The organism is Citrobacter sp. MNAZ 1397 (assembly GCF_023613995.1).
GTDB lineage: Bacteria > Pseudomonadota > Gammaproteobacteria > Enterobacterales > Enterobacteriaceae > Phytobacter > Phytobacter ursingii.
Genome location: NZ_JAKIVH010000002.1, coordinates 192,173 through 213,027 on the forward strand (window position 1 = coordinate 192,173; position 20,855 = coordinate 213,027).

Here is a 20,855-nt window from a genome sequence, read left to right on the forward strand (position 1 = left end):
CCGCACGATCATATAACCATAAATAAAAAGTGGATTTTCAGTTGTGCTACGCGTGATCCTGCTTACGTCTAACCCTTGACGCCCGACAAAGTAAAACGTGCCGATCACTCGCATAATCACGGCCGCTTATCATTCCACAGGTGTGACCCCATGGCTTACCAACTAAACCTTAACTGGCCTGAATTTTTAGAGAAATACTGGCAGAAAAAGCCGGTTGTATTGAAAAACGCGTTTGCGAACTTTGTTGATCCGATCACGCCAGATGAGCTGGCAGGCCTGGCGATGGAAGTGGAAGTCGACAGCCGCCTCGTCAGCCATTTCAATGGTGAATGGCAGGCCAGCAACGGCCCGTTCGAACATTTCGATGGTCTGGGGGAAACCGGCTGGTCGCTGCTGGCGCAGGCGGTAAACCACTGGCATGCGCCGTCTGCCGAGCTGGTTAAGCCGTTCCGTGCGATCCCGGAGTGGCGCTTTGACGATCTGATGATCTCCTTCTCCGTACCGGGCGGCGGCGTTGGCCCGCATATCGACTGGTACGATGTTTTCATTATCCAGGGGATGGGCAGCCGCCGCTGGCGCGTCGGGGATAAATTGCCTCTCAAAGAGTTCTGTCCGCATCCGGCGCTGCTCCACGTTGAGCCGTTTGAGCCGATCATTGATGAAGACCTGGCGCCGGGCGATATTCTCTATATTCCGCCGGGATTCCCGCACGACGGTATTACCCACGAGACCGCGTTTAACTATTCCATCGGTTTTCGCGGGCCAAATGGTCGCGATCTGATCAGCAGCTTTGCCGACTACGCGGTGGATAGTGATCTGGGTGGCGATCACTACACGGATCCGGACTTAACCTGCCGCGAAAATCCCGGCCGAATCGAAGATTACGAACTGGAACGCGTGCGCGGCATGATGATCGAGATGATCAACCAGCCGGAGGATTTCAAACAGTGGTTTGGTTGCTTCATTACGACCCCGCGCCACGAGCTGGATATTGCCGCGGCGGAACCGCCGTATGAGCCACAGGAGGTACTGGAGGCGTTGCAGGACGGTCAGATGCTGAGGCGTCTGGGCGGGCTGCGTATGTTCCACGTGAGCGATGCTTTCTTCGTGAATAGCGAGCGGTTTGACACCGTTGCGCCGAAAGCGGCCGAAGCGCTGTGTCGTCATCTGTTGATTGGCAAAGAAGAGCTGGGCGAGGCGGTGAATAACCCGACCTTTATTGCCGAGCTGACCGGGCTGATTAACCAGGGTTACTGGTACTTCGACGAGTAAGCGAGCCTCATTCGGGCCGCGATTTTGCCTGTAGCCCCGGTAAGCGCAAGCGCCACCGGGGAATGTCCTGGATGCGGTGCTTGCCGCGCCTTATCCGGGCTACGATCCCTTATTCGGGCCATGGTTTTGTTTGTAGCCCCGGTAAGCGCTAGCGCCACCGGGGAATGTCCCGGATGCGGTGCTTGCCGCGCCTTATCCGGGCTACGAACCCTTATTCGGGCCATGGTTTTGTTTGTAGCCCCGGTAAGCGCAAGCGCCACCGGGGAATGTCCCGGATGCGGTGCTTGCCGCACCTTATCCGGGCTACTAACCCTTATTCGGGCCATGGTTTTGTTTGTAGCCCCGGTAAGCGCAAGCGCCACCGGGGAATGTCCCGGGTGCGGTGCTTGCCGCACCTTATCCAGGCTACGATCCCTTTTTCGGCCTCGGTCCTGATCCCCTCTCCCGGTGGGCTGAGGAATCCCCGATCATATGACGTTTTACAGCGATAACTCCGCGTAATGAGAATAAAACTGTGACAGCGATGACAGGGTCCGGCTGAAAATCGATGAGGCGTTGGCGGCTGACCGGGGCCGCCCGCAGGGATGTGGGCGGAGGGGATAGCCTGCAAGGACGCAGGCTGGTCCCCGACCCGAAAGTCAGACGGCATAAGGCGAATGGACCGCGTCAGCGGCGATTTTCCTGGCCGGGAGCCCGGGTCGCCAGGGGGGTGGCGATGAGCCCCCCTGGCACGTTCACGTGTTCTGTCGCGATAGAAAAGCACAGAACATAAGGTGAACGGAATGACCACCAGAGCCGCATTTTCCCCCTCACCCAGACCCTCTCCCTCAGAGAGAGGGAACCGAACGTGCTCGCATTTTTTGTGGGGATCACTCACCCCGGCGGGAGAGGGTGAGGGTAATCAACCGCTGCTATTTATAAACCGGCAACAGATGAAAGCTCGACAGCACATGAATAATGGCGTTGCCCGCGCCGAAACAGAGAATCAAGATAATCATCGCCTTGCCGCCCCATACGCGATAGTGCGGGCTACCAAAACGTTTACGCGATGCGCTGGCCAGCAGCGCTGGCACAATCGCCGCCCAGACGGTTGCTGCTAATCCGGCAAAACCAATCGCATAGATAAACCCGTTCGGCCACAGCACGCCCCCAATGATGGGCGGCAGGAACGTGACCAGCGCGGTTTTAAAACGCCCCTGCGGGCTGTCGTCAAACTTAAACAGATCCGCCAGATAGTCGAACAGCCCCAGCGTCACGCCGAGGAACGAACTGGCGACGGCAAAGTTTGAGAACACTGTTAGCAGCAAATCCAGACCGCGACTGTTCAGCACGCCGCTTAATGCCTGTACCAGCACATCGATATTGCCCCCTTTCCCGGCGATATCAATAAACGCCGGGCGCGGAATATTGCCCATCGTACCGACCAGCCAGAAAATATAGAGGATCAGCGCCATCAGCGTACCGAGCAGCAGGCAGCGGCGGATGGTCAGCGGGTCTTTACCGTAGTATTTCATCAGGCTGGGCACGTTGCCGTGATACCCAAACGAGGCCAGGCAAAACGGCAAGGTCATGACGAGGTAGGGCAGGTAGCTGGGATTCACTTCGGCGGTGTTAAACAGTACCGCAGGCTGCACATGCCAGATTAACCCACCGAAGCTCATAAAAAAGGTCAGGATCTTGGCGCCCAGCACAATGGTGGTCATACGACTGACGGCGCGGGTGCTCAGCCAGACAATAAAAGCCACGACCAGTGCGAATAACAATCCACCCAGCCGAGCCGGGAAGTCGATATTCATTTGCGAAAAGGTATGGTGAATAACGGATCCACTGGCGGAAATATAAGCGTACGTCAGAATATATAAAACAAAGGCGACGGTAAGGCCGTTAATAATATTCCAGCGATTGCCGAGAAGGTCTTTAGTAATGGTGTCAAAACTGGCGCCAATATGATAATTCAGGTTGGCTTCGAGGATCATTAATCCTGAATGCAACATACAAAACCAGGTGAAAACTAATGCGAGCAGTGACCAAAAAAACCATGAGCCAGACATGACAACCGGTAAAGAAAACATGCCTGCGCCAATAATAGTGCCACCAATAATCATTGCGCCGCCAACGAGCGATGGCGCTTTATTTGTTACCGATAGAGTAGCCATAGTACGTTTCCATAGACGTCATATTTCGCATCGCCCTGACGGGCGACGTGTATTTTTTCAGGCGTGACATCGGAAAGACGCGCCCGTTGCAGGCGCGTCCGGGTGAGTTTTATTCCACCGGTTTTAAACGGGCCACGAAGTGGCGCAATACCGGCGGTTCATAGGTGAACGTCAGGCCTTTGATGGACGATGCGCGTTTTTTCACGGCAATCAGTGAGTCAGCGATATAGTCCATATGGTCGTTGGTGTAGACGCGGCGCGGAATCGTCAGACGCAGCAGCTCCATGGGGGACGGCTTTTGCAGGCCTGTTACCGGGTCGCGGCCTAACAGCAACGAGCCGATTTCCACGCTACGAATCCCCGCTTCCAGATACAGTTCGTTGTTCAGCGCATGTGCCGGGAACTGTTCCGCTGGAATATGCGGCAGCAGCAGTTTGGCATCGACAAACACCGCGTGGCCGCCGGTCGGGTACTGGATCGGAATGCCGCCTTCGCGCAGACGCTCGCCCAGATACTCCACCTGCGCAATACGATAGGTGAGGTAATCTTCGTTGGTGCCTTCTTCCAGACCGATAGCCATCGCTTCCATATCGCGTCCGGCCAGGCCGCCGTAAGTCACGAAGCCTTCCATCGGCACGCAGCGGATGCGTACTTCGTTAAACAGATCTTCGTCTTCGCGGAAACAGCACATGCCGCCGATATTCACCAGCGGATCTTTTTTGGCCGACATGGTCAGCATGTCGCCGTAGGTATACATCTCGCGGATGATCTCTTTAATCGATTTGTCGGCACAGCCCTCTTCGCGCTGCTTAATAAACCAGGCGTTTTCGCAGAAGCGCGCGGAATCGATGACCACCGGGATCTTATGGCTTTTCGCGATATGGTAGACCTCGCGCATGTTCGCCAGCGAAATCGGCTGACCGCCAGAGCTGTTACAGGTCACGGTGGTGACGATCGCCGCGACGTTTTCCGCGCCCTGTTCGGCAATGGTGGCTTTCAGTTGATCAATATCGAAGTTGCCTTTCCAGTCGTACCAGGAGGTGGTGTCGAAGGCTTTCGGCGTCACCACGTTGATGGCTTTCGCGCCGTTCAGTTCTACATGTGCGGCGGTGGTGTCGAAGTGGAAGTTGGAAATAAACACCGGTTTTTTCGATTTGCAGCGGGCAATCAGCGACGGGAAAAGGATCTGTTCAGCACCGCGCCCCTGGTGAGTCGGAATGGTGAACGGATAGCCGATGATCTCTTTCACTTTTGCGCATAAATTCTGGTAGTTACGGGAGCCTGCATAGGCTTCGTCGCCCATCATCAGCCCGGCCCACTGGCGGTCACTCATGGCCCCTGTACCAGAGTCAGTCAGCAGGTCAATATACACATCCTCGCTATTAAGCAGGAAAGGGTTATATCCGGCTTCGGCCAGCGCTTTGACGCGGTCGTCGTAAGTGGTCATGCGGATATTCTCAACCATTTTAATGCGGAAAGGTTCTGGGATGCGTTTCATAATATTTCTCCAATAGCGTGCCTTGCGACGCAATAGCTATTTCCGGCGGATTTTTACGCGCAAAGAAATACCTACCAAACGTCGTGTTTAGTTAAATTATTTTTTAGATGAGAGGCAGCGGAGAATTAACGAGGGAAGTCGTTGGTAATGCGCGGATCGAGATTGTACCAGGCGTTCAAACCGCCCTGAGCAATGAGGCGGTAACTCAATCGGTGTTTCATTACAGCGTCCTCTGACGTTACGGGAGTATTAAAAATAGATAAATATAAAAAAATATCCGCGATTAAACTCACAAATAGTTTATTGAGAGAACTATTCACCGTGAAATATGATGCCAGACACATTTTGTGTTCACTTTTTTAATCGCAATAACTGTGTGGATTTAAGGCGATTGTGGCCGTTGTCCCCGTCCTTTGAGAATCGTGATAAAGGCTGTACCCTATGTCGCGCAGAAACGGCGCACTGAACGCGCGGGCTTTTCAAAGGTAACGAATGAAATTCAAAGCAGACCAGACCAGCCAGAAACTCCGGGGTGGTTACTATACGCCGCAAAACTTAGCTGATTACGTGACCCGCTGGGTGTTGAGTACACACCCGGCCAGCGTGCTGGAACCGAGCTGCGGCGATGGTGCATTTATCCAGGCTATTCATAACAACAATGGCGATAAAACGGTCAGCCTGGCATGCTTTGAGCTTTTTGATATCGAGGCGCAAAAGGCTGTGCAGCGCTGCGAGACACTGGGGTTTTCTAACGCGACGGTAACCGAAGGCGATTACCTGGTGTGGGCCAATAAACAACTGGCTGAAAACCATACGCTTTACGATGGTGTTGTCGGCAATCCGCCGTTTATCCGCTACCAGTTCCTGGAAAATGAATTTCAGGTGCAGGCGGAGCTGGTGTTTAAACAGCTCAAGCAGAAATTCACCAAACATACCAATGCATGGGTACCGTTTTTGCTCTCTTCGCTGGCGCTGCTTAAAGAGGGCGGGCGTCTTGGCATGGTGATCCCGTCGGAAATCATTCATGTGATGCATGCTCAGTCGCTGCGCAGTTACGCGGGGCAGGTGTGTTCGAAGATCGTCATTATCGATCCGAAAGAGATTTGGTTTGAAGACACGCTCCAGGGCGCGGTGATCATCCTGGCCGAGAAGAAAACCGATCCGCAACAGGAAACCGAAGGCGTGGGGATCGTCAGCGTTAACGGCTTTGATTTTCTCGCCGAAGATCCAAACGCCCTCTTTGCGCGTACGCCGGGGATCAACGGTGAAACCGTTGCCGGTAAATGGACTAAAGCGGTGCTGGAGCGCGATGAGCTGGCGTTGATTCAGTCGCTTATCAATCATGACGCGGTGCATCAGTTTAATGATATTGCTACCGTGGATGTGGGGATCGTGACCGGGGCGAATGAGTTTTTTCTGGTGGATAATCATACGGTTGAGCAGTATCAACTGGCGGATTATGCCCATCCGATGTTTGGCCGCAGTCAACACTGTCCGGGGATTTTGTATGATGCCAACCAGCATGCGGAAAACCAGCGTAACGGCCTGCCCACCAACTTCCTCTATATTGCTGACGACTACGACGCGCTGCCGTTAAAAGTGAAGGAGTATATTCTTTTCGGCCAGTCGCAGGAGTTGCACACGCGCTATAAATGCCGCATTCGCAAGCCGTGGTACAAGGTCCCTTCGGTGTATAGCACCAGTATCGGCATGCTGAAACGCTGCCATGAAGCGCCGCGTTTAATCCTCAATCAGGCGGAAGCCTACACCACCGACACCGCCTACCGCGTGCGTTCGACCTTTACCAGCAGTGAAAATCTGGTGTGCAGCTTTTTAAATCCGCTGACGGCGATCACCGCGGAGCTGGAAGGGCGTTATTACGGCGGTGGCGTGCTGGAACTGGTGCCGTCGGAGATTGAACAGCTGTATATCCCCGTGATCGAAGGGATGGAGCACGATCTGGCGGGCATCAACCAGCAGGTGAAAGCCGGAGAGATTGCCGCCGTGATCCGCAGCCAGGGCGAGAAGATCCTGGCCGCGTTAGGCTTTAGCAAAGACGATAACGACAAACTGATGACGATCTGGGAAAAGTTAAAGGATCGCCGGTTACGGAAATGACCTTTTCCCCGGTGGCGCTTCGCTAACCGGGGCTACGACTGGTTTTCTCCCTCTCCCCGTGGGAGAGGGTTAGGGTGAGGGGAATATGCGGCACAGGAGGTAACCCTCCCCCGGTGGCGCTTCGCTGACCGGGGCTACGACTGGTTTTCTCCCTCTCCCTGTGGGAGAGGGTTGAGGTGAGGGGAATATGCGGCACAGGAGGTAACCCTCCCCCCGGTGGCGCTTCGCTGACCGGGGCTACGACTGGTTTTCTCCCTCTCCCCGTGGGAGAGGGTTGGGGTGAGGGGAATATGCGGCACAGGAGGTAACCCTCCCCCGGTGGCGCTTCGCTGACCGGGGCTACGACTGGTTTTCTCCCTCTCCCCGTGGGAGAGGGTTGAGGTGAGGGGAATATACGGCACAGGAGGTAACCCTCCCCCAATGATGCTCCGCTAATCGGGCTACATGGGGGTAGCCCGGATAAGGCGTTTGCGCCGCCATCCGGGAGAAAACTCACAATCCCTTATACAACGCCTCTATCGACGGGATTTTCTTATCCAACTCACCCAAATCAAACAACGCCGTAATCAACGCATCCATCCGTGCCTGGAGGGTGTCGAACTGGCGCTGATAGACGATTTTTTCCCGTGCCGATGCCTGTGCCATCCGGGAATACAGATGGTTTAGCTGCCTTTGCAGGGTGGCGATATCGTCGTGGCGTGCCGTGTCGGCGCAGTCGGCGAAGCGGATGGTCGGAATCGGCATACGGGTCTGGATTTTAGTGCCCCTGGCGATAAAGCCGCCGCGAAAAATCTCACCATAAATCGACGCGAACCACTCCAGATGACGGGAAGTTAACAGCGCCTGAATATAGTAAATAGAGTAGGGGCAGTCGTCGGGAACGTTAATAATGCTGTAGCCCGCCGTGCCGCCGGAAGAGACAAACGTCCGGTGGTTATCAATTGCGTATTTATAGCCATTCGACAGCACGCCGACGATGATTTTTTGCGGCACATCGCAGTTCTCCAGGGCCTGACTACGTCCATAGCGATACCACTCGTTCGGTGTTGTCGGGTCCGGTTTTATCGACCGTTTGCCATTATCAAGATACGGTTTGACCACCTGCAGGAAGGCGAATGTCTGCGGATAATGGGTGCGTAAATCGTCGTACTCAATAAACTGAATGCGGCCATCCACCTTGTGGTAGGGATAAATAACGAAGGCGTTCGGCTCCACATCTTTATAGCTATAGAAATTATCCTGACCCGCGCGCGGCGTTTCAAAATAGGGGCGGGTTAAGGCCTCCTCAATCGAATATTCCACGCCGTCGTAGACGAACCAGACATAACCATTTTCCGTTTTCAGGCTTTTATGTACGTAATATTCATTGGCGCTGGTTTGAATACCGTTCGCAATCGCCCCTTTGCCCAGGATCTCCCCCAGTTCGGCAGATTTGCTGAACATTCGCTGCAAAATATCGTTGGTTTCCTTCTCCAGTACCCAGGTATCGGAATCCAGTTTATCGGGCGAATGCAGGCTTAACAGCGATGATTTATCTTCACGGGTCAGCCACTTTTTAAAGTCTTTCACTTCATAAAAAGCGAATTCCTTCTGCGGCGATTTTTGCAGGCACAGCAGGCAGGTATAGGTAGTTTTATTGAGAAAGACCTGATGCGCACCAAATGAAATCAGCTTGCTCAGATAGCGATTATCCGCCAGCAGCTTACGCAGGTTTTTCCCCGCACCGATTTTGCTGAATTTGGACGGGAGAATATAGCCCAGATAGCCGCCCTCTTTTAGCAACTGCATGGCGCGTTCAACAAACAGAAAGTATTTATCGAACTGTTTGTAAGCCGACTGGTATTTCTTTTTGTAGACTGGCAATTCAGCCGGGGTGAACTGCTTCATATGCTCCGTTGCCATATACGGTGGGTTGCCGACAATCACATCGAAGCTGTTTTCATCAATATGCAGCGGGTTCACGCTGTAGCTGTCCGCAGCCGCAACCCCGTCATTTGTATCTACCAGGCTATTGCCAAAAATGATGTTGCGCTGAATTTTCGGCAGGATTGGCTTGTCATCGCCAATCGTCTCTTTCGATTCGCCTTCCAGCAGTTTAAGCAACAGGCCAAAAGCACAGGCTTTCACCGCGTTGTAATCTTTGTCGATGCCGTAAATACAGCGGCTCAGCAGTTCTTTTTTCACTGACAATTTCAGTTTGAAACTGTGCGGCGAAAGTTGCTGAAGCTTCGTGCGATCATGGCTGATGTAATAGTCGACCAGTGTATCCTGGAGATACTGAAATACCTCCAGAAGAAAAGCGCCTGAGCCGCAGGCGATATCGGCAAATTTGGCATTGAGGATCTGCTCATCGCTTTTGCCCTGGCAAAACTCGCTTATTGTGTTGCGGATAATCTCGTTAATAATATGCACCGGCGTGGTCACGACATCGCGATCAAGATGTTCCTCTTTAGGGCGAATTTCGGGGATGCCATTCGAGCTAATTTTGATTTTTTCGCTCAGGAAGATCTCGTAAATACTGCCAAGAATATCGGAAGAGAAGACCGCAAAGGAGTAAGTGCTCTGCGGGAAATAGAGCTGATTGATGATCTCCCAGATAGCCGAATTATCATTACTGATCAGTTCTTCTATATGGTCGAGGGCGAACAGGCCGGAGTCATATTTCCGATCCGAGGCTTGCAGAGTCTGTACCAGCGCCCTGTAATCGTGCTTCTGTGCTAAAGACCAGAGCGTCTCGTATGCCTCTAAATCTCGATCTTCGCAGACGCGTAAAAAGACAATGCAGTTGATGTAGTTCTGCGTCAGATCGTTGAGATCTTCTTCATTCAGATCGGGTTTAAGGGAGAGAAACTCACTGGCGAGCAATAAACGCCAGTGGTTAATTTGCCTGAGGAACAGATCGTCGACGCTAAAGCGCAGGATCTTGCTTTCGATGGCGGACCATTCGTTATCAAACTGTCCGGAATAGACGCTGTCACGGCCAATCAGCGCCATTAATTCATCGAAATGTGCGACCAGTTCACTGTAGTGGTACAGCTTGATGCGTGAATGGCTGGCCTGGTCGCTCTGTTCTACCGGCGTAGAGCAGTCATAAATAGCGGTATATTCGAAATTTGTCAGTACCGAGATTTTTAATTTACCGGTAAAGCCGTAGCGCCGCACCTGCTTTGCCGGTTCCGGATCGAGGGTAATATCCACGCTCGGCTTTTTGGCTTCGACAAAGAATTTGCGCCCGGAGAACAGACGGAAGGTGTAATCCGGTTTCTTCGCGTTTTCCCCCATCCGCGCTTTTAATCCCTCTTCGACCAGCACTTCACGCTCGTTGGTCGGTTTGCCTTGGGCATTAATAATGTCCCAGCCCAGCAGGGTAAACAACGGATCGAGAAAATCAGTTCGTAGCTGTGTTTCGTTATACTTTCTGGAGTGGTAGTAGGCCAAATCACTCTGATATTTCGCCACCAGTTGTTCAAGCTGCTCAATTTTTGTCATCTGATTTCCCGATCCTGACGTGCGGTGTTTTCCCTGTGGGCGTTACGCGAGCGGATCATCATAGGCAATCCGCGCAACGATGTCTTTCCCTGGAAACCGGTGTGCGGCAGGCGACAGGCAAAAAAAAGCCCCGCAAACGCGGGGCAATGCTCACAGACATTAGCCTTAAAAATCCATTTTGACCGTGAACTGCACTTCACGCGGATCGCCTGGCTGGTTACCCAGGTTGTTGGTACCGATAGAGGAGGTGTAGTAAGTCTTGTCGAACAGGTTTTTCACGTTCAGCTGCAGCGTGACCGGGTACTCCAGCTTCATTTTGTAAGCGGCGAAGGCATCAGCCACAAAATAGCCCGGCAGGTAGTAATCCGCGCCGTTGGTCGCCGAGCGACGATTCACCCCATGGCCGCCGCCGCCAAGGGTCAGCGTATTGCCGCCCGGCATGTTGCGGATGTCATAGGTCAGGAACACAGAACCGGTATGGCGCGGCACGTTCGGCAGTGGTTTCCCGGCATATTCCGGGTCTTCCAGTACTTTGGCGTCGGTATAGCTGTAGCTGGCGATAACGTTCATGTTGCTGGTCAGTGCGCCGGCAATGTCCATTTCCACACCCTGCGAACGCACGCGGCCTGCGGTTTTCGCCACCGTCTCGTCACCCACAATCTCGCTGTACATCACGTTGCGTTTATGAATATCGAACAGGGATATATTGGCGGTAACACCGTCAAAGAGGTCGAATTTCGCCCCCACTTCCCACGCGGTAGATTTTTCCGGCGGTAACTCACCAATATAGCTGGCGATGGAGTACTGCGGCATAAACGACTGCGCGACGTTGCCGAACAGGGAAACCGATGGCGTCAGTTTGTAGACCAGACCGAATTTTGGCGTCCACTGTTCGTCGCTACTGTCGGTGTTCACATTGAACGGGCGGCCTTTGCCTGCGTACTCGGTGTAGTACTGGTAGCGCACACCGGCCACGGCGATCCATTTGTCCGTCAGGTACAGCGCGTCCTGAACATAGGCGGAGTAGCTCTCCTGCTTGATAGTCTGGTCGCTGTCCGAAGCGGACACCGACGTACATTTGCTGGCATTGCCGTAGGTCGGGTTATAGATGTTGAAATCTTTGACGTTTTTGCAGCGGATCATATCGGTACGCAGCAGATCGTAATTCTCATACGACACGCCGGTCAGGATCTCGTTATAGAACCCGGCGATATCCACATTGCCCTGCAGATCGGCACGCGTGCTGTGCATCCGCTGAGTTGATCCCTGGGTGGCGTCCACGCGGCGCGTCAGGTTACCGGTAGCGGCGTCATAGGCCATTACGCGTGACTGGTTATCGCTGTATTTGTCCTGGCTAAAACTGTAATCCAGTTTCGCCGTCCATGCGCTGTTGAGGCGATACTCGGCGTTCAGCTGCGCCAGATCTGACGCGCCATCGGTAATGTTGAACGGCTCATCGAAGCGGGTTTCACGGCTGACATTCACCGGCTGTTTGGTCTTGAGATCGAAAATCGTGCCGCGATCGAACGGGGTGTTGTAGTCACGGTGCGAGTACAGCACGCTGACCGTTGCGTCATCACCAAACCAGGTCAGCGACGGGGAGATAAACGTACTTTTCTCTTTACCGAAGTTACGCCAGTAATCTTCATTCTGGTATTCACCAACCAGGCGATATGCCAGGCGGGTGCCTTCAATCGGCCCGGTGACATCGACATCCCCGGTGCCGCCGCCAAAGCTGGAGGAGGTGGCAGAAACGGAGCCGCCAAAGGTAGTTTGCGGGCGTTTCGTTACAACATTGATAAGCCCACCAGGATCCAGAATCCCGTACAGCGTGGAGGCCGGGCCTTTCAGCACTTCAACGCGCGAGGTAGCGGCATTAAAGCTGCGCGGCAGGACGGTTCTCAGACCGTTGGTCATGATTGACCCGTCGCGGTTCGCGCCAAATCCACGGCGCACGAAAGCGTCCTGCGTGCCGCCTAAGGTGTTGGTCTGCACCACGTTACTGACGTTATACAGCGCTTCATCCAGGGTTGTCGCATGCTGATCTTCCAGCACTTTATCGCTGACGGTGTTAACTACCTGCGGAATATCCAGCAGTGGCATCGTCGTGAGCGTTGCCGCCGAGGTATTCAGCGGCTGATAGCCTGCCGTCGCGGCCTGATCTGCCGATGAAGCGCCTGCCAGAACGGTCAGCGTGTCGCTCTCTTTATCCGCAGCAGTGTTCGCTGCCGCCTGTACCAGAGGTGAAAAGGTTGCTCCCAGGAACAGCGCAGAAAACAGTGCGCGTCCTTTTTTCCCGGAGATCGAAGAAGTTAACTCAGCCATGTTGTCCGTTTTTCCAAAATGCCCCTGCCAGTCAGGCATAAGGGAAGGTTTTTATTCATTGCCCGCGACTGCGAATCTATCCTTCGGCATCAACGTATTCATGCCGGATATGTAATTGAGAATCATTCAATCATGGAGAAATGTAGTAGTAAATGGAAAAATGATAAAAATGACTACACCGCATTTTGCGGGTGAAAATGCGGCTGAAAACGAGTCTTTGAACTGTTTAATTATTTGAAAATAAATAAATTAAAAACCAATTCCAGACAATGAAGTGGCTGTAGTCAGCCTAAAAATCCCGATGAAGAGAGGGGGATTTGAATCTCTTGACTACTACATTGGCTGGCGGCAAAATCTAAAAGAGAATGATATTTATTTTTATTTGTTAAGCTGGCGCGCGCGGAGTGTACCACGTGGTTGCGGCGCAGGAGTGAAAATGCCACAGCAGGTGGACAATGCGGCCAGTCGGCCCGGAATTGTGCTGGACAATCTCTCGGCAGGTTATCAGCAGAAAGTGATTGTTGATGGCATCAGCCTGGCCATCCCCTCCGGTAAAATGACCGTTCTGGTCGGCGCCAATGGCAGCGGTAAATCCACGCTCCTCAGTACGATTGCACGCCTGCTCAAACCGCTGGGCGGCAGCGTCCGGCTTGATGGCAAAGCCATTCATCAACAGCCTACCAAAGCGGTTTCGCGCCAGTTGGGGATCCTGCCTCAGTCTCCGTTAGTCCCCGAAGGGCTCACCGTGTTTGAACTGGTCTCCCGTGGGCGTTTTCCCTGGCAAACCTTTATGCGCCAGTGGTCTGACGACGATCAACAGGCGGTTGAAGAGGCGCTGGCGGTGACCGGAACCACCGAGTTTGCCCATCTTCCGGTCGACAGCCTCTCCGGCGGCCAGCGCCAGCGCTGCTGGATTGCGATGGCGCTGGCCCAGCAAACCCCGGTGATTTTGCTCGATGAGCCCACCACCTTCCTCGACCTGCGCTATCAGGTGGAGATCCTTGAACTGTTGCACTCTCTGACACGCCATCACGGGCGCACAGTGGTGGTGGTATTACACGATTTGAACTTCGCGGTGAATTACGGCGATACGCTGGTTTTTCTGCGTCAGGGCAAAGTAGAAGGTGTGCTGCACGAAGGCGATCCCTGCCCGGCGGCGCTTATCAAATCGGTCTTTGATGTTGATGTGCACGTCTCCCTTAACCCGATGACCGGGAAACCCTTCTTTATGCCATTTCGCCGTCAGCACGAGCCGCACGCATGACCATGCAATGTCTTCTCGTACGCCACCGCCGCGGGCGAAGCGGGCTGGCCTTCCTGCTGGTGCTGGTGTTACTGGCGCTGGCGTCGGTTGCCCATCTGGGGCTCGGCGCGCGGACGATTGGCCCGCAAACCGTCGTGCGCGCGTTTCTGGCCTTTGATCCGCGTAACTTCGACCATCAGGTAATTATCAGCCTGCGTCTGCTGCGTCTTGTGGCGGCGCTGGTGGTCGGGGCGGCGCTCGGGGTTGCCGGGGCGCTGTTACAGACGGTGATCCGCAACCCGCTCGGCGAGCCGCATATTCTTGGGCTTAATGCGGGGGCGGCGCTGGCCGTGGTCGCGACCACCGCGCTTGGATTCACTTTCGGGCCGGGTAAACCCCTGATTGCCGCCTGCGGGGCCGGGGCGTTATTCGCGCTGGTGATGGGGCTTGCCGGCGCAGGGAAAACGGGCCTGACCCCCATGAAAGTTACCCTGTGTGGCGTGGCGCTCACCGCGTTTACCTCATCCATTACCGCCGCCATTTTGATTCTGGACGAACAAACCCTGCTGGCGATGCGCACCTGGCTTGCCGGGGATTTGGCCGGGCTAAGCCGGGAAGCCGTGCGTACCGCGGCGCTGGTGGCCGCGATGGGGCTGGTATTAGCGCTGTGGGTCGCCCCGGCGCTGAACATGCTGGCGCTGGGAGACCAGGTGGCAACCGGGCTGGGCATTTCGCTGGTGCGTACCCGTGGCCTTGGGCTTGTTGCTATTGCCCTGTTGTGCGGGGCGGCGGTTTCGCTGGCCGGACCGATCGGCTTTATCGGCCTGGTGGTGCCGCACCTTGTGCGCCGTTTTGCCACCGATGATCTGCGTCCGGGTGTACCCCTGTGTGCCTTAACCGGGGCGTTATTGCTGCTGCTGGCGGATATCGCTGCCCGCACGCTGGTTGCGCCTCATGAGCTGGCAACCGGGGTGATGACCGCACTGGTGGGGGCACCGCTGTTTATCCTGCTGGCATCGAGGTTATTCAAATGAGTTCGCTGCTGTCGCGCGTCGGCTTTCGCGCCTTTCGGCTGGGGCATTTTTCCCGTTTATGGCGGCCAAAGACGGCTGTGTGGAGCGCCGCGCTGGTCCTACTGGCTCTGGGGTTATTGCTTTCCGGCCTGATGCAGGGCTCGCTGCCGGTTCCTGCATCGGCGATCGGCCGCGCGCTCTTTTTCCCGCAGGCGCTGAACGCGGAACAGCTGTATATCGTGCGGGATATCCGCTTGCCGCGCCTGCTGATGGCGTTGCTTTGCGGTGCCATGCTGGGCATGGCCGGGGCAGCGATGCAGTCGATTACCCGTAATGGTCTGGCGGATCCAGGACTGCTGGGGGTGAAAGAGGGCAGTAGCGTGGCAGTGCTGGCGCTGATCCTCCTTTTCCCGGCGCTGGGGCTGGCCTGGCGACCCGTAGTGGGCATGGTGGGCGGCCTGCTGGCGGCGTTGATCGTGCTGCTGCTGGCGCGGGATTTTTCCCGTCCGCGCTTTATTCTGCTCGGCATTGGCGTCTCCTGGACCTTTGCGGCAGGTATCGGCGTGTTTATGACCACCGCCGATGTGCGCGATGTGCAGACCGCGCTGGTGTGGATGGCGGGCAGCCTGCATACCGCCACCTGGCCGTTGTTGCTGGTGGCGACCTGCTGGGCGCTGCCTGCCGCACTGATTTTGTTTCTTACGGCGCGGGCCTCGGATGTGGTGCTGCTCGGTCATCAGGCGGCAGCCGGGCTGGGCGTGCGGATGGCGTGGCTGATGCGTCTTCGTTTTATTGCTCCGGTGTTATTGACCGCCGCCTGCGTCTCCTGTGCGGGCAGTATCGGTTTTGTCGGGTTGATCGCGCCGCATATGGCGCGTTTCCTGCTGCGCGGCGGCCAGGTGGCGCTCTTGTCCGGCAGCGCGTTGCTCGGGGCGTTGCTGGTGCTGGTGGCGGATTCGCTGGGACGACTGGCGTTTGCGCCGCTGCAAATCCCGGCGGGCATTGTGATTTCATTGACGGGCGGACCATTTTTCCTGCTGTTGCTCTGGCAGCGTCGGGACCGGTTATAACTCAGGGAGCCGTATGCGTTTACTTTTCACTTTCTTATTACTGGCGGTGACGGCGGTGCATGCCGAACCCGCGACCCGCACCTTTACCGATGATCTGGGACGGACGGTGACCGTACCGCTGCATCCGCAGCGTATTGTCTCGTTGCACGATCTCGACATCACCATTCCGCTGATTGAACTGGGCGTGCCGCCGGTCGCCAGCCATGGCCGCACCCGGCCCGACGGCAGCCATACGCTGCGCTCCAGTGCGATGTTGACCGGGGTGGATTTTGATAACAGCCAGATCGCGTTTATCGGCACCGCAACCATTGATATTGAAGCCGTGGCGGCGGCCAAACCGGATCTGATCATTACCGAGCCGAGTCGCAATACGCCGGTGGAGCAACTGGAAAAAATCGCCCCGACCGTCAGTATCGATCACCTTGACGGTGGCGCGCCGCGTATCTACAGCAAACTGGCGGATCTGACCGGCAGCCAGGCACGTCTCGCCATTCTTGAACGTCGTTATCAGGCGCAAATCGCGGCGCTAAAAGCGACGGTGGATACCCGCCACATCCGCGTGTCGGTGATTCAGGCCAACCAGGGGAAAATCAACGCCCTGCATACATATCATTCGCTGGGACGGGTGCTGCGTGACGCCGGATTCGCTTTCCCTCCGCTGATTGACAGTATTCCTGAGGGCGGGCGTATTGATGTCAGCGCGGAGCGGCTGCCGGAGCTGGATGCCGATTTTGTCTTCGCCACCTGGCGTGGGGATACCGGCGGTAAGCCCCAGGATGAAATGGCGGCAATGGATGCGGTGATGCCGGGCTGGTGTAATTTTCTTTCGGCCTGTCGCACCGGGCACTACGTGCTGATTTCGCGCGAAGAAGCCATTTCTAACTCCTATGCCGCGCTGAGTCTGATGGTGGCGCAGGTACAATCGCAAATCGCCGGGCGTCCGCTACCAGGGTCTGTGCAATGATGCGGGCAACGAAAAACAAAGGGCGGGTGGATGTGTATGGCGAGCGTTACCGGGCGCGGGCGCATACGCTGTCGCCGCGCTTACTGTCGGTGGCGCGCTATATTCATGAAAACCGGGACGTCGTGCTGGAACATACGGCCATTGAAATTGCGGCGGCCACGCAAACCTCGGATGCCACCGTGGTGCGCGCGATTCAGGCGCTGGGTTTTGCCGGATTACGCGACCTGAAACAGACGATGGAGCACTGGTTTGGGCCGACGGTAACTTCGGCGGAAAAGATGAGCACCACGGTCGGGGCGCTGTCGTGTGATGTGAATTCCGGCATCGATTTTGTGCTGGAAGGGCACCAGTACACCTGCGAGGTGTTGTCGGCGCCGGAAAACCGTTATGCCATTGCGCAGGCCGTCGCCCTGTTAGTGGATGCACGCCAGGCGGCCATTTTTGGTATCGGCGCCTCGGGGATTCTTGCCGACTATACCGCCCGTTTGTTCAACCGCGTCGGGTTGCCAGCGGTAGCGCTCAACCGCACCGGTATTGGGTTGGCAGAGCAGCTTATTAGCCTGCAACGCGGCGATGTGCTGGTGATGATGGCGCAGAAATCGGCCCACCGGGAGGGGCTGACGACCTTAAAAGAGACCCGACGGCTGGGGATTCCGACAATTTTGCTGACCAACGCGCTGGATTCGCGGTTTAGCAAAGAGGCGGACGTGGTGATTCATGTGCCGCGCGGCGGCGAGAAGGGCAAAATCCCGTTGCATGGTACCGTGTTGCTGTGTCTGGAGATGATTGTGTTGTCTGTGGCGTCGGCCGCTTCGCAGCGAGCCATCAAAACGGTGAAACGCATTAATGAGTTTCACCGTGGCCTGAAACCCGGCGGTAAAAAGGCGTAATCCCGGCGGGCGAGGGGGTATTCCCGGATGGCGGCAGGCGCCTTATCCGGGCTACATCCGCCCGTAGCCCTGGCAAGCGCAGCGCCGCCGGGGGCATTCCCGGATGGCGGCAGTCAATCGGTCCCCTCGCCCCTTTGGGCTGTACAGTCCGGAGACATAGTGAACGCTTGTTCGGGGACATGGTAGACACTTACAACTGAGGCATAAGAACCCGTTTATGGAGTCGCTTATGCCCTGGGATGCGAGAGATACCATGTCATTACGTTCTGAGTTTGTACTGTTTGCCTCGCAGGACGGGGCGAACCTCCGGGCACTCTGCCGTCATTTCAACATTTCGCCGTCCACCGGCTACAAGTGGCTTCGCCGCTGGACTGAGGAAGGCGCCGCCGGTCTTGCTGACCGTTCCCGTGCGCCTCTCCATTCGCCCCGGCGAACCGATGACCGTGTGACGGACCTGCTGCGCATGGCCCACTGCGCCCATGAGCGCTGGGGCGCCCGCAAGATTAAGCGCTGGCTTGAGGACCGCGGACACGTTCTGCCCGCGTTCAGCACCGTGCACAACCTGATGGCCCGCCACGGCCTGCTGCCGGGAGGCACACCCGGCATTCCTGCCACCGGACGCTTCGAACACAGCGCGCCCAACCAGCTCTGGCAGATGGATTTTAAAGGTCACTTTCCTTTTGCGGGTGGCCGCTGCCACCCGCTCACCCTGCTGGATGACCATTCCCGGTTCTCGCTCTGCCTCGCACACTGTCCTGATGAACGGCTCACAACCGTCCGGCAACAGCTGGTGAGGGTGTTTGAACGTTACGGTCTGCCGGCGCGGATGACGATGGATAACGGCGCGCCCTGGGGCGACACCACAGGAAGCTGGACCGCGCTGGAGCTGTGGCTGATGCGCCAGGGTATCCGGGTGGGGCATTCGCGGCCTTACCATCCGCAGACGCAGGGCAAGCTGGAACGTTTTCACCGCAGCCTGAAGGCCGAAGTGCTGCAGGGCCGGTGGTTCACGGACGCCAGCCAGTTACAGCAGGTGTTCGACGACTGGCGCGCGGTCTATAACCTGGAGCGTCCACATGAAGCGCTGGACATGGGGGTCCCGGCGTCACGTTATCAGCCGTCATCGCGGCAGTACAGCGGGGCGGTTCAGCCGCCGGACTATGATGAGGGCGTGCAGGTGAGGAAGGTGGATGTGAGCGGGAAGCTGAGCATAAAAGGAGTGAGCCTGAGTGCAGGGAAAGCGTTCAGGGGTGAATATGTGGGCCTGCGTGAAACGGCAGAAGATGGCTGCTATGAGGTGTGGTGGTACAGCACGAAAGTGGGGATGATCGACCTGAAAAAGAGGTCGATCATCATGGGGAAAGGGTGTTAAAAAGTGTTCACCATGTCCCCGAACACCTGTCTACCATGTCTCCGGACCGTACAGGGCAGACGGTTAGGGTGAGAGGAAAATCACCCCACGCCGCCGCCCAGGGATTGCCACAGGGTTACGCGGTTCTCAAGATCCGTCTGCTGCAGCGAAATCAGCCCTTCCTGCGCCGACCACAGCGAACGCTGCGCGGTCAGCACCGACAGATAATCCCCGGTCCCGGCCTGATACTGGCGACGGGCGATATCCAGCGTTTTCTGCTCGGCGGCGACATACTCGCGCTGGGCGTCGAGTTGCTCATCCAGCGTCTGGCGGCGGGCGAGGGCATCGGCAACATCTTTAAACGCGCTCTGGATCGTTTTCTCGTAGGTGGCAATCAACCCTTTCTTCTCTGCCTCTGCGTAGCGCAACTGCGCCAGGTTACTGCCGCCGGTAAACAGCGGCAGTGAAATTGACGGCGCAAACGACCAGACCTTCATACCGTTATTAAACAGCGACGACAGGGCTGAACTGCCCACCCCTGCGCTGGCGGTTAACGAAATCGACGGGAAGAAATTCGCCCGTGCCGCACCAATATTGGCGTTGGCGCTTTTCAGATTATGTTCCGCTTCCTGAATATCCGGACGGCGCAACAATACCGAAGACGACACCCCCGCAGGCGTCAGCCTGATGCTGTCCTGCGCCAGGCTTTCGAGCGTACCGGGCAGCAGACTTTGCGCCACGGTCGTTCCCGCCAGCAGATTGAGCGCATTGATATCCTGCGCCACCTGGGTTTTGTAACTGGCGACACTTGCTCGTGCCTGCTGATAGACCGCCATGGCTTCGCTCACATCCGTGGCCGCCGCCGTGCCCACCTGCTGCTGGCGCTGCACAATATTGAGCGAGTTTTGCGCGCTCTCCATCGTCTGCTGCGCCAGCGCCAGGTTGCTGTTATCCGCCGCGAGCGTAATCCACGCGGTAGTGATTTCCCCCACCAGGGTCAGGCGGGTGTTTTGCGCGGTATATTCGCTGGCAAGCCAGGTTTCCCGCTCGGCCCGCGCAAGGCTCTGGTTACGACCAAACAGATCCAGCTCAAAGCTCGACACCGCGCCGTTGGCCTCTGAGCTGGAGGTCACGCCGCTGGCCACGGTACGGCTGCGGGTGTTGCTTAACTCCGCGTTTACCGTTGGGAAGAGCGCGGCCCGGTCTTCAACGTAGAGCGCACGCGCCGCATCGATATCGGCAAGCGCTTTTTGCACATCGCGGTTTTGGGTGAGCGACAGGCTCACCACCTGTTGCAGGCGACTGTCATTGACCACCTGTTTCCAGTCGGTCGCGACCGCTTTCGCTTCACCGCTGCTGCCGGGCAGGGTGGCCGGAACCGGGGCATCCGGGCGTTGATACGTCGGGTCGAGCGACACACAGCCCGCGCTCAGGAGAGCCAGAACAAGCACACTAATACGAAACAT

General features: G+C 56.3%; 14 protein-coding genes. 8 read left to right on the forward strand and 6 right to left on the reverse strand.

What is annotated here, in order from left to right:
- Positions 1–150: 150 nt before the first annotated feature.
- Complete coding sequence (locus L2097_RS15650) at positions 151–1,272, forward strand: ribosomal protein uL16 3-hydroxylase (RefSeq protein ID WP_250353247.1); 1,122 nt, start codon at positions 151–153, stop codon at positions 1,270–1,272.
- A gap of 911 nt (positions 1,273–2,183) precedes the next feature.
- On the opposite strand, the gene mtr is transcribed toward L2097_RS15650, so the two are convergent.
- The 3 genes from mtr to tnaC all read right to left on the reverse strand — a co-directional run bounded on the left by mtr (position 2,184) and on the right by tnaC (position 5,147).
- Positions 2,184–3,428 carry a tryptophan permease gene (mtr, locus tag L2097_RS15655; RefSeq protein ID WP_229221155.1) on the reverse strand — a complete coding sequence of 415 codons (1,245 nt, stop codon included), beginning with the start codon at positions 3,426–3,428 and terminating at the stop codon, positions 2,184–2,186.
- A gap of 109 nt (positions 3,429–3,537) precedes the next feature.
- Positions 3,538–4,926: a tryptophanase gene (gene tnaA, locus L2097_RS15660; RefSeq protein WP_229221154.1), complete on the reverse strand. Its 1,389-nt coding sequence runs from the start codon at positions 4,924–4,926 to the stop codon at positions 3,538–3,540.
- A 125-nt stretch (positions 4,927–5,051) separates the two neighbouring features.
- On the reverse strand, positions 5,052–5,147 hold the full coding sequence (gene tnaC, locus L2097_RS15665; protein WP_139800438.1) for a tryptophanase leader peptide: 96 nt from the start codon (positions 5,145–5,147) through the stop codon (positions 5,052–5,054).
- Between the two features lie 271 nt (positions 5,148–5,418).
- Here tnaC and L2097_RS15670 point away from each other — a divergent pair, with 271 nt between their 5' ends.
- On the forward strand, positions 5,419–7,044 hold the full coding sequence (locus L2097_RS15670; protein ID WP_250353248.1) for an Eco57I restriction-modification methylase domain-containing protein: 1,626 nt from the start codon (positions 5,419–5,421) through the stop codon (positions 7,042–7,044).
- Between the two features lie 492 nt (positions 7,045–7,536).
- On the opposite strand, the gene L2097_RS15675 is transcribed toward L2097_RS15670, so the two are convergent.
- Entirely contained in the window at positions 7,537–10,533 is a 2,997-nt protein-coding gene (locus tag L2097_RS15675; RefSeq protein WP_250353249.1) for an Eco57I restriction-modification methylase domain-containing protein, read from the reverse strand.
- Positions 10,534–10,698: 165 nt separating this feature from the next.
- The gene (locus L2097_RS15680; protein ID WP_250353250.1) at positions 10,699–12,858 is read right to left on the reverse strand and encodes a TonB-dependent siderophore receptor; all 2,160 of its coding nucleotides are present in this window, start codon (positions 12,856–12,858) and stop codon (positions 10,699–10,701) included.
- 436 nt (positions 12,859–13,294) lie between these two features.
- On the opposite strand from L2097_RS15680, the gene L2097_RS15685 reads away from it, so the two are divergent.
- From L2097_RS15685 to L2097_RS15710, 6 genes are all read left to right on the forward strand, one after another.
- Positions 13,295–14,122, forward strand: coding sequence for an ABC transporter ATP-binding protein (locus tag L2097_RS15685; RefSeq protein ID WP_250353251.1), 828 nt, complete (start codon positions 13,295–13,297; stop codon positions 14,120–14,122).
- Positions 14,119–15,135, forward strand: coding sequence for a FecCD family ABC transporter permease (locus L2097_RS15690; protein WP_250353252.1), 1,017 nt, complete (start codon positions 14,119–14,121; stop codon positions 15,133–15,135). Before L2097_RS15685 ends, L2097_RS15690 begins: the two co-directional genes overlap by 4 nt.
- Positions 15,132–16,184: a FecCD family ABC transporter permease gene (locus L2097_RS15695; protein WP_250353253.1), complete on the forward strand. Its 1,053-nt coding sequence runs from the start codon at positions 15,132–15,134 to the stop codon at positions 16,182–16,184. The genes L2097_RS15690 and L2097_RS15695 overlap by 4 nt, the downstream gene beginning before the upstream one ends.
- A gap of 13 nt (positions 16,185–16,197) precedes the next feature.
- Positions 16,198–17,148: an ABC transporter substrate-binding protein gene (locus tag L2097_RS15700; RefSeq protein WP_250353254.1), complete on the forward strand. Its 951-nt coding sequence runs from the start codon at positions 16,198–16,200 to the stop codon at positions 17,146–17,148.
- On the forward strand, positions 17,145–18,038 hold the full coding sequence (locus L2097_RS15705) for a MurR/RpiR family transcriptional regulator (RefSeq protein WP_250353255.1): 894 nt from the start codon (positions 17,145–17,147) through the stop codon (positions 18,036–18,038). The genes L2097_RS15700 and L2097_RS15705 overlap by 4 nt, the downstream gene beginning before the upstream one ends.
- A 229-nt stretch (positions 18,039–18,267) precedes the next feature.
- The gene (locus L2097_RS15710; RefSeq protein WP_047371990.1) at positions 18,268–19,410 is read left to right on the forward strand and encodes an IS481 family transposase; all 1,143 of its coding nucleotides are present in this window, start codon (positions 18,268–18,270) and stop codon (positions 19,408–19,410) included.
- Positions 19,411–19,490: 80 nt separating this feature from the next.
- On the opposite strand, the gene L2097_RS15715 is transcribed toward L2097_RS15710, so the two are convergent.
- The gene (locus tag L2097_RS15715; protein WP_250353256.1) at positions 19,491–20,855 is read right to left on the reverse strand and encodes an efflux transporter outer membrane subunit; all 1,365 of its coding nucleotides are present in this window, start codon (positions 20,853–20,855) and stop codon (positions 19,491–19,493) included.

Excerpts from the sequence above, each read along its gene's own strand:
- tnaC (WP_139800438.1), bottom strand. The coding sequence starts at position 5,147 with ATGAAACACCGATTGAGTTACCGCCTCATTGCTCAGGGCGGTTTGAAC.
- L2097_RS15680 (WP_250353250.1), bottom strand. The coding sequence starts at position 12,858 with ATGGCTGAGTTAACTTCTTCGATCTCCGGGAAAAAAGGACGCGCACTG.
- L2097_RS15685 (WP_250353251.1), top strand. The coding sequence starts at position 13,295 with ATGCCACAGCAGGTGGACAATGCGGCCAGTCGGCCCGGAATTGTGCTG.
- L2097_RS15690 (WP_250353252.1), top strand. The coding sequence starts at position 14,119 with ATGACCATGCAATGTCTTCTCGTACGCCACCGCCGCGGGCGAAGCGGG.
- L2097_RS15675 (WP_250353249.1), bottom strand. The coding sequence starts at position 10,533 with ATGACAAAAATTGAGCAGCTTGAACAACTGGTGGCGAAATATCAGAGT.
- L2097_RS15700 (WP_250353254.1), top strand. The coding sequence starts at position 16,198 with ATGCGTTTACTTTTCACTTTCTTATTACTGGCGGTGACGGCGGTGCAT.
- L2097_RS15710 (WP_047371990.1), top strand. The coding sequence starts at position 18,268 with ATGCCCTGGGATGCGAGAGATACCATGTCATTACGTTCTGAGTTTGTA.
- tnaA (WP_229221154.1), bottom strand. The coding sequence starts at position 4,926 with ATGAAACGCATCCCAGAACCTTTCCGCATTAAAATGGTTGAGAATATC.
- mtr (WP_229221155.1), bottom strand. The coding sequence starts at position 3,428 with ATGGCTACTCTATCGGTAACAAATAAAGCGCCATCGCTCGTTGGCGGC.
- L2097_RS15715 (WP_250353256.1), bottom strand. The coding sequence starts at position 20,855 with ATGTTTCGTATTAGTGTGCTTGTTCTGGCTCTCCTGAGCGCGGGCTGT.
- L2097_RS15670 (WP_250353248.1), top strand. The coding sequence starts at position 5,419 with ATGAAATTCAAAGCAGACCAGACCAGCCAGAAACTCCGGGGTGGTTAC.
- L2097_RS15650 (WP_250353247.1), top strand. The coding sequence starts at position 151 with ATGGCTTACCAACTAAACCTTAACTGGCCTGAATTTTTAGAGAAATAC.
- L2097_RS15705 (WP_250353255.1), top strand. The coding sequence starts at position 17,145 with ATGATGCGGGCAACGAAAAACAAAGGGCGGGTGGATGTGTATGGCGAG.
- L2097_RS15695 (WP_250353253.1), top strand. The coding sequence starts at position 15,132 with ATGAGTTCGCTGCTGTCGCGCGTCGGCTTTCGCGCCTTTCGGCTGGGG.